12 protein-coding genes and 1 tRNA gene are annotated in these 13,871 nt (G+C 30.0%); 8 read left to right on the plus strand and 5 right to left on the minus strand.

The features are described from left to right. The 6 genes from CD56_RS02645 to CD56_RS02670 all read left to right on the plus strand — a co-directional run bounded on the left by CD56_RS02645 (position 1) and on the right by CD56_RS02670 (position 4,919). Positions 1 to 1,290: a sigma-54-dependent transcriptional regulator gene (locus tag CD56_RS02645; RefSeq protein WP_039617854.1), complete on the plus strand. Its 1,290-nt coding sequence runs from the start codon at positions 1 to 3 to the stop codon at positions 1,288 to 1,290. A gap of 12 nt (positions 1,291 to 1,302) precedes the next feature. Beyond that, entirely contained in the window at positions 1,303 to 2,319 is a 1,017-nt protein-coding gene (locus tag CD56_RS02650) for an aspartate-semialdehyde dehydrogenase (RefSeq protein ID WP_047208093.1), read from the plus strand. Between the two features lie 10 nt (positions 2,320 to 2,329). Continuing rightward, positions 2,330 to 2,836, plus strand: a complete 507-nt coding sequence (locus CD56_RS02655; protein WP_012661246.1) for a YqhA family protein — start codon at positions 2,330 to 2,332, stop codon at positions 2,834 to 2,836. Between the two features lie 12 nt (positions 2,837 to 2,848). Continuing rightward, positions 2,849 to 3,871 carry a uroporphyrinogen decarboxylase gene (hemE, locus tag CD56_RS02660; protein WP_047208094.1) on the plus strand — a complete coding sequence of 341 codons (1,023 nt, stop codon included), beginning with the start codon at positions 2,849 to 2,851 and terminating at the stop codon, positions 3,869 to 3,871. Beyond that, on the plus strand, positions 3,868 to 4,776 hold the full coding sequence (locus CD56_RS02665) for a radical SAM protein (RefSeq protein ID WP_080956328.1): 909 nt from the start codon (positions 3,868 to 3,870) through the stop codon (positions 4,774 to 4,776). The genes hemE and CD56_RS02665 overlap by 4 nt, the downstream gene beginning before the upstream one ends. A 68-nt stretch (positions 4,777 to 4,844) precedes the next feature. After that, positions 4,845 to 4,919: transfer RNA gene (locus CD56_RS02670), tRNA-Asn, on the plus strand. Positions 4,920 to 5,006: 87 nt separating this feature from the next. Here CD56_RS02670 and CD56_RS02675 read toward each other — a convergent pair. Genes CD56_RS02675 through der form a run of 5 tightly spaced genes read right to left on the minus strand, consistent with a single transcriptional unit; the run spans position 5,007 to position 11,484 of the window. After that, complete coding sequence (locus CD56_RS02675) at positions 5,007 to 7,406, minus strand: tetratricopeptide repeat protein (RefSeq protein WP_047208095.1); 2,400 nt, start codon at positions 7,404 to 7,406, stop codon at positions 5,007 to 5,009. Between the two features lie 8 nt (positions 7,407 to 7,414). Continuing rightward, positions 7,415 to 8,650, minus strand: a complete 1,236-nt coding sequence (serS, locus tag CD56_RS02680) for a serine--tRNA ligase (protein WP_047208096.1) — start codon at positions 8,648 to 8,650, stop codon at positions 7,415 to 7,417. An 11-nt stretch (positions 8,651 to 8,661) separates the two neighbouring features. Next, entirely contained in the window at positions 8,662 to 9,621 is a 960-nt protein-coding gene (trpS, locus tag CD56_RS02685) for a tryptophan--tRNA ligase (RefSeq protein ID WP_047208097.1), read from the minus strand. After that, positions 9,618 to 10,115 (minus strand): shikimate kinase, encoded by a 498-nt coding sequence (locus CD56_RS02690; RefSeq protein ID WP_047208098.1) that lies wholly within the window; start codon positions 10,113 to 10,115, stop codon positions 9,618 to 9,620. Before CD56_RS02690 ends, trpS begins: the two co-directional genes overlap by 4 nt. After that, a complete protein-coding gene (gene der / locus CD56_RS02695; protein ID WP_039625618.1) occupies positions 10,099 to 11,484 on the minus strand; it encodes a ribosome biogenesis GTPase Der in 1,386 nt (461 codons plus the stop codon). Before der ends, CD56_RS02690 begins: the two co-directional genes overlap by 17 nt. 99 nt (positions 11,485 to 11,583) lie before the next feature. Here der and CD56_RS02700 point away from each other — a divergent pair, with 99 nt between their 5' ends. Together CD56_RS02700 and CD56_RS02705 are read left to right on the plus strand one after the other, a co-directional pair. Continuing rightward, positions 11,584 to 12,516 carry a DMT family transporter gene (locus tag CD56_RS02700; protein WP_047208099.1) on the plus strand — a complete coding sequence of 311 codons (933 nt, stop codon included), beginning with the start codon at positions 11,584 to 11,586 and terminating at the stop codon, positions 12,514 to 12,516. Beyond that, complete coding sequence (locus CD56_RS02705; protein WP_047208100.1) at positions 12,506 to 13,867, plus strand: uracil-xanthine permease family protein; 1,362 nt, start codon at positions 12,506 to 12,508, stop codon at positions 13,865 to 13,867. Before CD56_RS02700 ends, CD56_RS02705 begins: the two co-directional genes overlap by 11 nt. Positions 13,868 to 13,871: the final 4 nt, after the last annotated feature.

Below are 13,871 nucleotides of genomic sequence, written 5' to 3' on the forward strand. Positions count from 1 at the left end.
ATGAATTTGGTTATAGTCGAAGATGATATAAATATGAGAAAATCACTCGAAATCGCTTTGAGTGAGTATGAAGAATTTACTATAAAATCTTATAAATCAGCAACTGAAGCTTTAAAGAAACTAAATGATGATGTTGATTTGATTATTACAGATATTAATATGCCAGGTATGGATGGTATTGAATTTGTGCAAGCTTGTGAGAATAAATATGATTTTATTATTATTACAGGTAATGCAACACTAAATCGCGCTATAGAAGCAGTAAGACTTGGTGTAAAAGATTTTTTGGTAAAACCATTTGATATTAATACTTTAGTTACCGCAATAAAACGCGCAAAAATAATTCAAGAAAAGACTTCTAAAAAAACAAATAAAAAGACTATCAAAAAAGAAGAAAATCAAGATTTTTATGGCACTTCTAAGGCTTTGGAAGATTGTTTAAAATTAGCTACTAAAGCTGCCAAAACAGATGCAAGTGTGCTTTTTTTTGGAGAAAGTGGGGTAGGTAAAGAAGTTTTTGCAAATTTTGTGCATAAAAATTCAAAAAGAGCACAAAAGCCTTTTGTAGCAATTAATATGGCAGCAATTCCATCAAATTTGATAGAAAGTGAGCTTTTTGGTTTTGAAAAAGGTGCATTTACTGATGCTAATACTACTAAAATAGGATTATTTGAGCTTGCTAATGAAGGTACTTTGTTTTTAGATGAAATAGGTGAAATGCCTTATGAAATTCAAGCAAAATTATTAAGAGCCTTGCAAGAAAAAGAAATTACAAGATTAGGAAGTACTAAAAGTATAAAGATTGATGTGAGAATTATCAGTGCAACTAATGCTCATATAGAAAAAAAGATTGCAGATAATGAGTTTAGACAAGATTTATATTATAGACTTAATACTATTCCTATTAATATACCACCACTAAGAGAGCGTCAAGAAGAAATTTTGCAAATTGCACAAAAGGTCTTGCTTGATACGTGTAAAGAATATGATTTTAATGAAAAAACTTTAAGTCAAGAAGCACAAGATGTTTTACTGACTTATGATTTTCCAGGTAATATTAGGGAATTGATTTCTATTATACAAAGAGCTTGTATTTTAAGTGAAAATGATGAGATTAGTGCTCAAGATTTATTTTTAGAAAGTAGAAAAAGTAAAGATATTAAAAATCTTGAAAAAGAATTGATTTTAGAAGCTTTAAAAAATTCACAAGATATTACAGAAGCAGCTAAGCTTATAGGGATGAGTGAGAAAATTTTTAGCGAAAAAATGAAAAAATACAATATTACTTAAAAAGGACGGGCAATGAAAAAAATAGCTATTGTAGGTGCAACAGGAGCAGTTGGTGAAGAACTTTTAAATGTCTTAGATGAGCTTGATTTTCCAGTTGAAAGTATTTTGCCATTAGCAAGTGCAAAAAGTGCAGGTACTGAAGTAGAATTTAGAGGTAAAAGCTATAAAGTAAAAGAATTAACTCCAAGTGTTTTTAAAGAAAATCCTGTAGATATTGCTTTTTTTAGTGCTGGAGGAAATATAAGTGCTGAGTATGCAAAATACGCAGTAGAATGTGGTGCTGTGGTAATTGATAATACAAGTCATTTTAGAATGGATGAGAATATTCCTTTGGTAGTTCCTGAATGTAATAGTGAAGATATTAAAGATTGGGAAAAAACAGGGATTATTGCTAATCCAAATTGCTCTACTATACAAATGGTGCATGTTTTAAAACCACTTGATGATGTATTTAATCTAAAAAGAGTAGATGTGAGCACTTATCAAGCAGCAAGTGGTGCGGGTAAAGAAGGTATGGAGGAATTAGTTCAAGGAATGCAAAGTTTTTTTGCTTTTAAACTAGATGAATTTGAAGCAAAAACTTTTCCATACACTCTGGCTTTAAATTTGATTCCTCAAATTGATGTTTTTAGTGACAATGGCTACACTAAAGAAGAATTAAAAATGGTGAATGAAACGCAAAAAATATTACATAAAAAACTTGAAATTTCAGCAACTTGCGTAAGAGTCCCTGTGCTTAGAAGTCATAGTGAAGCCATTACTATGCATTTTGAAAAAGATGTTGATATTGCTAAGGTTAGAGAGATACTTTCTAAAGCACCAAGTGTTGTTGTGATTGATGATGTAGAAAATAAAAAATATCCTATGCCGCTTTTTACAAGTGATACTAATGAAACTTATGTAGGAAGAATAAGACGTGATATTAATCATAAAAACATTTTGCACTTATGGTGTGTGGCTGATCAAATTCGTGTAGGAGCTGCTACAAATGCAGTGCGTATTGCACAAAAATGGCTAGAGTTAGTTTAAAAGGAGAAAAATGCTAGAAAGATTTTTTGAGAATTTATTAGTTAAAAGTCGTTTGGTTACTATTTTACCTGTAATTTTTGGTTTAATAGGGGCTTTTGTTTTATTTTTTATCGCAAGTTATGATGTGATTAAAGTTTTAAAATATGTATTTGAATACTTTATGTTGCCAAATTCTACGGTGGATTTGCATGAAGATATTGTTGGTTTGATCATAGGAGCTGTGGATTTATATTTAATGGCTTTGGTTTTATTTATTTTTTCTTTTGGAATTTATGAGCTTTTTATTAGTGAAATAGAGGATTTTAAACAAACAAAGCAGTCAAAAGTTTTAGAAGTGCATAGTTTGGATCAGTTAAAAGATAAGCTTGCAAAAGTAATTATCATGGTTTTAGTTGTAAATTTTTTCCAAAGAATTTTACAAATGCAACTTAATACAGTTTTGGATATGACTTATTTGGCAGGTTCTATTTTGGCTCTTTGTGTAGGACTTTATTTCTTACATAAAAGTGATCATTAATAAGGAATAAAAATGATTTTTATTGATGCGTGTTTTAAAAAATCAACCCCTTATACTCCAGTTTGGATGATGCGTCAAGCAGGAAGATATCTGCCTGAATACATGGAAGTTAGAGCAAGCGCTGGAGATTTTTTATCACTTTGTAAGGACTATCAAAAAGCAAGTGAAGTTACCTTACAACCAGTAGATATTTTGGGTGTTGATGCAGCTATTATTTTTTCAGATATTTTGGTGGTGCCTTTAGAAATGGGCATGGATTTAAAATTTGAAAAAGGTGAAGGACCGGTATTTTCAAATCCTATTAAAACCAAGGAAGATTTGGAAAGATTAGATGTTGAAAAAAGTATTAAAAATCTTTCTTATGTTTATGATGCATTAGCGCTTACTAGAGAAAAACTTCCACAAGATAAAGCTTTGATTGGTTTTTGTGGAAGTCCTTGGACTATTGCTACTTATATGATAGAGGGTAGCGGTAGTAAAAATTATGCAAAATGCAAAAAATTAGTTTATCAAAATCCTGAATTTTTACATCAAATTTTATCTAAACTTACTTTAGCTTTAAAGCATTATGTTCAAGAGCAAATTAAAGCAGGAGCTAATGCTATACAAATATTTGATAGTTGGGCAAGTGCTTTAGAAAAAGAAATGTTTTTTGAGTTTTCTTTTAAATACATGCTTGAAATTGCTAATTTTATTAAAGAAAAATATCCGCATATTCCCGTGATTTTATTTCCTAAAGGTGTTAGTGGATTTTTGGATGGTATAAATGGAAATTTTGATGTTTTTGGTGTAGATTGGAGTACGCCTTTAGAATTGGCAAAAGAAAAGCTAGGCGCTAAATATACTTTACAGGGTAATATGGAGCCTTGTAGATTGTATGATAAAAAAGCTATTGAGCAGGGTGTAGATAAAATTTTAAATATCATGCAAGATAGTACGCATATTTTCAACCTAGGACATGGTATTTTGCCTGATATTCCCGTTGAAAATGCTAAATATTTTATCAAGCTAGTTCAAGAGAAATCACAAAAGTGAATAAAATTACCTTTGGACCTATAAGCTCAAGAAGATTTGGACTTTCTTTAGGGATTGATTTAAGTCCAAATCAAAAACAATGTAATTTTGACTGTGTGTATTGTGAATTACAAGCTGCAAAACCCGTGGAAAAATCTTTAATATATCCAAAAATTCAAGATATCTTAGAACAGGTAAAGCAATCTTTAGCTAGCGATGTGAAATTTGACTTTCTCACATTAACTGCAAATGGTGAACCTAGTTTATATCCTCATTTGAAAGAATTAGTTTGTGAGTTAAATAAAATAAAACAAGATAAAAAACTTTTGATTTTAAGTAATGGCAGTGGTGTATTAAATCCAAATGCATACAATGCTTTATTGGATATTGATGTGGTTAAATTTAGTCTTGATAGTGCTAAAGAAAAAACATTTTATAGAATAGATAAAGCTCTAAAACAAATTAAACTTGAAACAATGATTGATAAAATGATTGCTTTTAGGGAAAAATTTCTAGGCGAGCTTGTTATGGAAGTTTTAGTTGTACAAGGCTTAAATGACAATAAAGAAGAAATGTTAGCTTTAAATGAAGTATTTGGCAAAATAAAGCCATTAAGAGTAGATTTTAGCACTATCGATAGACCTCCAGCTTATCCTGTTAAAGGTGTATCTATGGAAAAATTAGAAGAATTAAGTATGTATATTAATAGCACCCCTGTTGTGCTTGCTAAGCATTATTATAAAGGTAAAAAAATTGATTTTAATACTCAAGAGCTTTTAAAAATGTTGCAACTTAGAGCTCAAAGTGAATTTGATATAGAAAACAAATTTAGTCAATATAGCAAAGATATATTAGAAAAGCTACTTAAGGAGCAAAAAATTATTGTAAAAAATCTAGCTGGAGTAAAATTTTATAAAAAAATATAATTTTTTGCGAAAAACTCTTGACAAGAGCATTTTTTTCTTATATAATGTCATTTCTTATTTATTGATGTTCCGGATTAGCTCAGCGGTAGAGTAGTCGGCTGTTAACCGATTGGTCGTAGGTTCGAATCCTACATCCGGAGCCACTTATTTTTAGATTATAATCCTGATTTTTATAAGTGTTAAATAAATTATATGATTTTTATATAACTAGTATTTTCGTTACGAAAATACTAGTTTTTAATATCAAAAGTAAAGAATTTGCTTTCAAAATTATTACCTACTTTTTCATATTGAAACATAGCAGGTTCTAGGTTTTGCACTTCATGGTATAAAAGTCCCAAAGCAAGCCTTGCTTCTAAGGTTTCTTCGTTTTCCAATCTTGCTAGTTCAAGTAAAGCTATAGCTGAATTTGGATTGTTTGAACCTATTGCTGCAACTGCAGCTAAAAATAAAGTTTGAGCATCTTTGATCTTATAATCATCTATTAAAATATTATAAAGTGTATATGCTTCTTGGTATTCTTTTGCAAATACATCTACATAAGCTAATGCAAAGATTAGTCCTATAGAGTTTTTATTGCTATTGGAAAGTCTTTTTTTTATGTCATTTCTAACATGGTTAAGTAAGCCTGTGATTTGCATAAGTGTCACATAGCTGTCTTTAACTATACCAGCACCACCGAATAAAGAATCATAATCAAGTTTGGCAGTTAGAAAATACATCTGTGCTTGTTTGGCGTATTCTTTAATATCAAGATTCATATTTTTGGAGTTAAAATATAAAATATTGCTAATAATATCTTCATTTAACAAGTCTTTTAATTCTTTAATTTTTTGATTTCTTAAAGTTTCCAGATTATTACCATTAGCAGCTATGATGGCAAACATTAACTCCAAAGGAGTGCCACCTGAATTTGGAAGATTATCTAAGTAAGGAATTATTGCAGTAAAATCATTCTTAGCTAAGTGTAGTAGATATTTAAATATGTTATGATTTTGATCAATGCTATTATCTGCTTGTAAATTTTCCAAAAGTTCATTAGCTAGCTTGGTATAGTCTTTTTTTGCTAAATCCATACAATATATAGCAAAGATTCCTGCAATATAGTTTTTTGGATTTAAATGATAAGCAGTTGAAAAATGCTTATAAGCGTTATTGTAATCTTGTAATTGTGCATAAGTTAGAGCAAGATTATAATGGATTACATCATGTGCATGATAAATTTCGCTTAAATTTTTAAATTCTTGATTTGCTTCTCTTAAGTGATAGTTAAAAGCTAAATCTATAGCATGAGATAATTCTATATTAACTCCCGATAGAGCTTTACTTTTAACAAGTAACTCGTTTTCATATTCATAGCCTTGTAAAAAATTTCCCAAATCAGCTTTTGTTATAAGCTCCATGCTTTGTTTTACATCAAAAACACGATAAGGTGAAAAATAAAACAATAAATCATATATTTGTTGTTTTCCTATGATTAATCTTTTTGCAAAACTTTGTTGAGCTATATCAATATTAGATAAATTTCTTTTTAGTCTTGTTTTTATTTTATAGTATTTTGATCCAATATCTTTATCTTTTATATATAAGGCTTTTAAAATTTGAGATCCACTTTCGTATTCACCCATTTTTAGCTCAACCAAAGCTAAAGCAACTTGACTTCTTTGTTTATGTAAGTCATTTTTGCTAGATTTTTCAAGGTATTCTTTTGCTTTCACATATTGACTGTTTTTTGCGTATAGTAACCCTAAGGGAAGATCTGCATTATATTCTTCTTGTTTTTGTAAAAAATCAATAGCATTTTTTTCAGATTGCAAAAGAGAATAAATCTTGCCACTAATGTAATAAGACTCATCTTTATAAGACTGATTGTTTACTTTTGAAAACATTTGCAAGGATTCTGGGTAAAATCCTTGATAATAATTAATTAATCCTTGATAATAATAATACAATGAAGAATTTGACTCTTGAGGAAGGTAAACTTTGGCTAAACCAATATAATGCTGAAAACTTGATTTGTTGCCAATATAATAATAACATACTGCAATATTAATAGCTGCGGCAACTCTATGTTCACCCAAATCCAATGATTGTTTAAAGTTTTCAATTGCGCTAGTATAATCTTTTTGTTTCATTTGAGCTACACCAAGATTATAGCTAGATAAGGATTGATTAAAAATATTGATATTATTGTAAAGTTCTAGAGCACTTTCTACATCACCTTTTTCATATAACAAATTAGCTTTTTGTACTACAAGATCTAATGCTGATTGTTTTACTTTGGTGATACTTGAGCTAGTATTATCATCTAGGACTTGAGTATTTAAAATAGCTTGTTTATCTTCTTTGAAAACTATGAGTAAGATTAAAACTATAAGTAATATTAAAGCAAGTCCTCCAAGTGTAGAAATTAAAATAATAAATTTTTTATCAAAAAGCTTTTTTTTCTCTTCAGGTTGTGTTGTTTGTGGTTCTTCTTCTACCCTTTGAAAAGTACTTTCCTCTTCCTCTAATTCAGGAGGTATCATCCCAGGAGGGATAGCTTGTTCTTCCACTCCTGGATTTTCATCGATATTTGAAAAGTTTTTTTCTTGAGTGTCTTGCTCTTTAAGTGTTACTTCTTCGGCCATGTTTCCTCTTAAAAGTATTTTCTTAATACATCAGGAATTCTTATACTTCCATCTTTTTCTTGATAATTTTCCATGATAGCTACCAAGGTTCTTCCAACAGCTAGCGAAGAACCATTAAGTGTATGTACTAATTCGTTTTTGCCTTTATCATTTTTAAAGCGAATTTTTGCACGTCTTGCTTGAAAATCTTTACAATTAGATACAGAACTAATTTCACGGTATTTATTTTGCGATGGAAGCCAAACTTCTAAATCCACTGTTTTTGCAGCTGAAAAACCTAAATCCCCAGTACAAAGCATCAAATGTCTATGTGCTAGACCCAAAGAACTTAGTAAATCACTAGCACAATTTAGCATTTCTTCAAACATTAGCTCGCTTTGATCAGGCTTGCATATACTAACAAGCTCTACTTTTTCAAATTGATGTTGTCTTATAATACCTCTTGTGTCTCTACCTGCACTTCCTGCTTCTTGTCTAAAACAAGCGCTATAGCAAGTCATTTTTAAAGGCAATTCTTCTTGAGTTAAAATTTCATTAGAATAAAGATTAGTTACGGGAATCTCAGAAGTTGAGATGAGGTATAAATCATCATTTTCTACCTTATACATATCATCTTTAAATTTAGGAAGTTGTCCGGTACCATACATAGTTGCACTATTTACTAAAAAAGGTACATTAACTAATTCAAAACCTCTACTTCTATTAAAATCTATCATATAATTTACTAAGGCTCTGCTTAGTAAAGCTCCTTCGTTTTTAAGCACACAAAAGCGACTTTGTGAGATTTTAACTCCTCTTGTAAAATCAAGCCAATTTAATTTTTCTCCTAAATCATGATGTTCTTTAATTTCAAAATCAAAACTAGGTGGAGTTAGAACTTTTTTTAATTCTACATTTTCATCCTCATCTTCTCCAAAAGGCACGCATTCATCAGGGGTATTTGGTATTGCTAGAGCAATTTGTTCTAGTTTTTCTTCTAATTCATTAACGATTTTTGATTGAGTATTAATTTTTTCTTTATTTTGACTTAGTTGTGCTTTTAAACTTTCTTTATCTTGTGCTGTTGCAAGCTCTTTGCTAAATTTATTTTGAAAAGCTTGAAATTCTTCTAAAAGTGCTTTTTCTTTTTTTAAATTTACAAATAAATCACTCAGTTCTTTAATTAAATTTTCATCCACTTTTTTAGCTTTTAGTTTTTGTGCAATTTCATCGAAATTATTTTGTAAAAGTTTTAAATCTAACATTCTAACTCCTTTTATAGTCCTATTTTAACATAAATTTTTTCCATTGTTTCTTGGGCTTGTTTTTTTGCTTTACTTGCTCCAAATTCTAAAATTTCCTCAATTTTAGAAGGATTAGCTAATAATTTTTCATATTCGTCCTTAGCCGAGGCAAAATACTCATTAATGATTTCATTTAAATACATTTTAAAATGTCCATAACCTTCGCCACCTTTTTCATAGCGACCTTTCAAAGCTTCTTGCTCTGTTTTGTCTAAAAACAATTTTGCGATTTTAAATATATTGCAATTTTGCCAATCTTTTGGATCTTCCAAAGCTGTACTATCTGTAACAATGGAAGAAATTTGTTTTTTAATAGCTTTTGGTGTATTAAAAATATCGATTGTATTTTGATAGGACTTACTCATTTTGGCTCCATCGGTGCCAGGTACTACGGCAACTTCATCATTAACTTTAGCTTGAGGTAAGGTAAAAATTTCACCCCATTCATTATTTACTTTTAAGGCTATATCTCTTGCTATTTCAACATGTTGAATTTGATCTTTACCTACAGGAACTATTTGAGCATTAAAAAGTAAAATATCTGCGGCCATTAAAACAGGGTAAGAAAAAAGTCCATGGTTGGCATTTAAACCTTTGGCAATTTTATCTTTATAACTATGTGCTCTTTCTAAAAGCCCCATTGGGGTAAATTGAGAAAGAATCCAATAAAGTTCCATTACTTCTTTTACATCGCTTTGCAACCAAAACACGCTTTTTTGCGGATCAATCCCTAAACTCAAAAAAGCTGCCGCAGCTTTGAGTGAATTTTGTCTGAGTTTTTCTCCATTAAAACTTGAAGTCATAGCATGATAATTTGCTATAAACATATACATTTGATTTTCTTCTTGCATGTTTAGCATTTGTCTTATAGAGCCAAAATAATTACCTATATGTAAATCTCCACTTGGCTGTAATCCCGTAATAACTCTCATTTTACCTCTTTTTTAATCTCTTTGATAAGTTCTTTAATACTTTTGTTTTCAATGTTGATTATAATATCTGCCTTTTTTTCATATTTTTTTACTCTTTGATCAAAAAGAATTTTGGCGTTATTTATATTTGCAAATAAAGGTCTAGTGGTTAATTTTTCTTTGCTTAGTCTTTGCAAAAGGTAATCAAAACTTGCTTTTAAATAAACAATAATACCAATATTTTTTAATTTTTTTTGCTCTATAAAACCACCACCGCTTGCAATAGAGCAATTTTGCACACAAGTTAAAAAAGAAACAAGTTTTTTTTCTTCTTTGCGGAATTTTTTCTCTCCATATGTTTTAAAAAATTCACTAATTTCAAGATTAAATTTTTCTTTAATTAAACTGTCTGTATCTAAAAAGAATTTATCATATTTTTTTGCATAAGTCCTTGCTATGGTTGTTTTACCACAGCCCATAAAGCCTACAAAAAGGAGATTATCCTTCTTGTTCATCTTTGCTACCTTTTTTTCTTGAAGCTAAAATCAAAGGAACGCCTTCAAAATTAAATTGTTTTCTAATTTGATTTTGCAAATAGCGCTTATAGCTAAAATGCAAAGCTTTAGGTCGATTCATGATTAGAGCTATTTTTGGAGGTGCTAAGTCATACTGCACAGCATAGTATATCTTAACTAGTTTTCCATAATCATGAGGCAATGGGTGAGCTCTTGTGGCTTCTTCTACCAAGGTATTTAATTTTGCAGTTGGAATTTTTTGCGTGAAATTGGCAAAAACTTCTAAGATTTTATCTAAAAGTACATGCACTCTTTTTCCACTTAAAGCTGATACACTTACAACGGGTGCATAAGCTAGAAATTTAAAACGATCTAGTTTTAATTCTTTTAAAGTTTTATCAAAATCAAGCTCACTTTTATCCCATTTATTAAGCACGATAATCACACCTAAACAATGCTTAGCAGCAAGTCCTGCAATACGCTCATCAAGCTCGTTAAAGCCTTCGGCTGCATCAAGTACTAAAAGTGCAATTTGAGCATTAGCTAGGGCATATTCAGTTCTATTTAGCGCATAACGCTCTAAGCCTTGTATTTTCCCACGTTTTCTAATACCCGCAGTATCTACAAACTCAATGATTTTATCTTTATGCATAATGCTTTCATTGACAGGATCAATCGTAGTACCTGCTATATCGCTTACCACGCTACGTTCTTCTTTAACTAAGGCATTTAAAAGACTTGATTTTCCTACATTTACTCTGCCGATAATTCCTACTTTAATATGATTTTCATTGATGGTTTTTAACTTAAAATCTCCGCTGTTTTCATCAAAATTTTCTAAATAACTTTCAAAGTCTTCTTCTTCATCTGCGTTTAAATAACTTTCATTTAAAAACTTACCAGCCCACATACAAAGTTCATCAATGCCTATATTATGTGTAACCGAGATATTAAAAACTTCTTTTACGCCAAAATTAGAAAATTCCCAAGATCTTTCTTCATCTTTTTTGTTATCGACTTTATTGATTACTAAAGCTATGGGTTTGTTGAGTTTTTTCATTTCATAAAAAAATGCTTTATCTTCATCATCAGGTAAAAATTTTCCATCCACCATATAAAAGATAATATCACTATTTTTAGCAGCTTTAAGCGAATTTGCTTTGACATTTTTAAAAAGTTCATTGCTCTCATCAAGTCCGCCACTATCTATCAATAAAGCTTTTTTGCCATCAATTTCTACCTCTATTTTGTTAGTATCTCTTGTAGTTCCGCTTATGTCGCTAGTTATGGCTATGCGTTTTTTTGCAAGTCTATTAAAAAGACTTGATTTACCAACATTTGGTTTTCCTATTAAAATAATACTTTGCATTAATACTCATTTTTAAATTTTTATTTGTGATTATATAAAAATTGCCTTAAAATTAAGCAAAAAAGACTAAAATAACGGGAATTTTTATATGGAATTTATATGTTAAGAATAGTTAAAAAGAATTTAGGTATATATTTTATGATTATTGCTTCCATAGAATTTGCACTTGTAGGTGCTTGTGCAAAAATTCTTAGTGAAGAATTATCATCGATTGAAATTATGTTTTTTAGAAATATTATAGGCACAGCTTTTATGCTTTATGCGCTTTCAAAATTAAATTTTCACAAAAGTGGTGGACATCTTGGACTGCTTATTTTTAGAGGTATTATAGGAACGATTGCTTTATATCTTTTCTTTTATAATGTTTCTAATATTTCATTAGGCGGTGCTTTTGCTTTTCAAAAAACAGCACCTATTTTTATAGCTTTGATTGCTTTTTTGTTTTTTAAAGAAAGTTTGGGATTAAAAGCTTGTTTTGGGATTTTGATTGCTTTTATAGGGGTGTTGTTAATTTGTCAGCCTTTTGCAGATAGCACTACGCATTCAGGCTTTGATTTAAAAAATAGTATTTTAGGAATTTTAAGTGGTTTTTGCGCAGCTTTGGCGCTAACTAGTGTAAGAGAGCTTAGAAAATCATACCCAGCTCCTTTTATAGCTTTATCTTTTGTTTTAATTGGTACTCTTATGCCTTTAATATCTATGATTATAGGTTCTTTTTATGAAATAAAAGAGCTTGATTTTTTAATTGCTCCTTTTGTTATGCCTAGTTTTAAAGCTTGGATTTTTATTGTTTTGATGGGAATTTTTGGAGCAATGTATCAAATTCATGTTACTAAAGCTTATGGGGTGGCAAAAAAGGCAGGGATTGTTGCAGGAGTTAGTTATATAGATGTAGTTTTTACTTTGTTTTTAGGTATATTATTAGGAGATGAATTTCCTAGCTTGATGGTTTTTATAGGAATTTTTAGCATTATTTTAGGAGGAATTATTTTGGTTAGTAAGCAAACAAAAGGAAAGAAAAATGGAAAATAAAACAGATTTAATTTATGGTTTAGAAGATAGACCACCTTTTACTAAAGCATTTTTTGCTGCTTTAGTGCATTTAATGGCTATGTTTGTGGCTGTAATTACACCTGCTTTACTAATTTGCAAGGGTCTTGGAATAGATGATACTAATACAGCTAGAATTATTTGTATGTCGCTTTTTGCTTCAGGTGTTGCTTCACTTTTACAGATTAAAACTTGGGGTCCTATAGGGAGTGGACTTTTATCTATTCAAGGAACTAGTTTTAACTTTGTTGCGCCTATTATACTAGGCGGGCTTGTTTTAAAAAATAATGGTTTATCGCAAGAAGCAATGCTTGGAGCTATTTTTGGTACTTTAATGCTTTGTTCAACTACTGAAATGATTATTTCACAAATTTTACCTTTTATTAGAAGAGTGATTTCGCCTTTGGTTTCAGGTATAGTAGTGATGATTATAGGTCTTAGTTTGATTAATGTTGGCCTTGTGAGTGCAGGAGGTGGATTTGCGGCTAAGGCAAGTGGCGAGTTTGGTTCTTTGCAAAATTTATTATTAGCTGGAGTTGTGATTTTAAGTATTATTATATTAAATCGTTTTAACAATGCTTATATAAGAATTTCTTCTTTGTTTATAGCTATGATAATAGGGCTTTTAGTGGCTATGACTTTTGAAAATTTTAGCTTTAATTTTAATGAAAATTTACCTTTAATGTTTTTACCTGATCCTTTGCATTATGGTTTGAGTATTGATTATAATCTCATTTTACCTTTGATTTTGGTTTTTATGGTAACTTCTTTAGAAACTATTGGTGATATTAGTGCTACTAGCGAAGTTTCTAATCAGCCAGTTAAAGGTGAACTTTATGCAAAAAGATTAAAAGGCGGGGTTTTAGCAAATGGTTTTAATTCCTTTGTTTCAGCTTTTTTTAATACTTTTCCAAACTCATGTTTTGGGCAAAATAACGGCGTCATAGCTTTAACAGGTGTTGCAAGTCGTTATGTAGGGTTTATTGTAGCTTTTATGTTGATGATTTTGGGTTTATTTCCTATTGTGGCTGATATTACTTTGCAAATTCCAGAGCCTATTTTAGGTGGGGCAACTTTAGTGATGTTTGGTACTATAGCTGCAACGGGGGTTAGGATTATTTCTAAAGAAAATTTAAATCGTCGTTCTATTATCATTATAGCTATGAGTTTGGGTATAGGACTTGGAGTTTCTAATAATCCTGATATTTTAGAATTTATGCCAATGTGGTTTAAAACTTTATTTTCTTCAGGAATCGCAGCAGGTGGGATTACAGCTATTATTTTAAATTTTGTTTTCCCTCTTGAAGAAAATAATAAAAATAAAGTAAAATAATAAA

It is taken from the genome of Campylobacter lari, assembly GCF_001017575.1.
Classification (GTDB): Bacteria; Campylobacterota; Campylobacteria; order Campylobacterales; family Campylobacteraceae; genus Campylobacter_D; species Campylobacter_D lari_C.

Coding starts and splice junctions, on each gene's coding strand:
- CD56_RS02645 (WP_039617854.1), top strand. CDS start 1: ATGAATTTGGTTATAGTCGAAGATGATATAAATATGAGAAAATCACTC.
- CD56_RS02650 (WP_047208093.1), top strand. CDS start 1,303: ATGAAAAAAATAGCTATTGTAGGTGCAACAGGAGCAGTTGGTGAAGAA.
- CD56_RS02655 (WP_012661246.1), top strand. CDS start 2,330: ATGCTAGAAAGATTTTTTGAGAATTTATTAGTTAAAAGTCGTTTGGTT.
- hemE (WP_047208094.1), top strand. CDS start 2,849: ATGATTTTTATTGATGCGTGTTTTAAAAAATCAACCCCTTATACTCCA.
- CD56_RS02675 (WP_047208095.1), bottom strand. CDS start 7,406: ATGGCCGAAGAAGTAACACTTAAAGAGCAAGACACTCAAGAAAAAAAC.
- serS (WP_047208096.1), bottom strand. CDS start 8,650: ATGTTAGATTTAAAACTTTTACAAAATAATTTCGATGAAATTGCACAA.
- trpS (WP_047208097.1), bottom strand. CDS start 9,621: ATGAGAGTTATTACGGGATTACAGCCAAGTGGAGATTTACATATAGGT.
- CD56_RS02690 (WP_047208098.1), bottom strand. CDS start 10,115: ATGAACAAGAAGGATAATCTCCTTTTTGTAGGCTTTATGGGCTGTGGT.
- der (WP_039625618.1), bottom strand. CDS start 11,484: ATGCAAAGTATTATTTTAATAGGAAAACCAAATGTTGGTAAATCAAGT.
- CD56_RS02700 (WP_047208099.1), top strand. CDS start 11,584: ATGTTAAGAATAGTTAAAAAGAATTTAGGTATATATTTTATGATTATT.
- CD56_RS02705 (WP_047208100.1), top strand. CDS start 12,506: ATGGAAAATAAAACAGATTTAATTTATGGTTTAGAAGATAGACCACCT.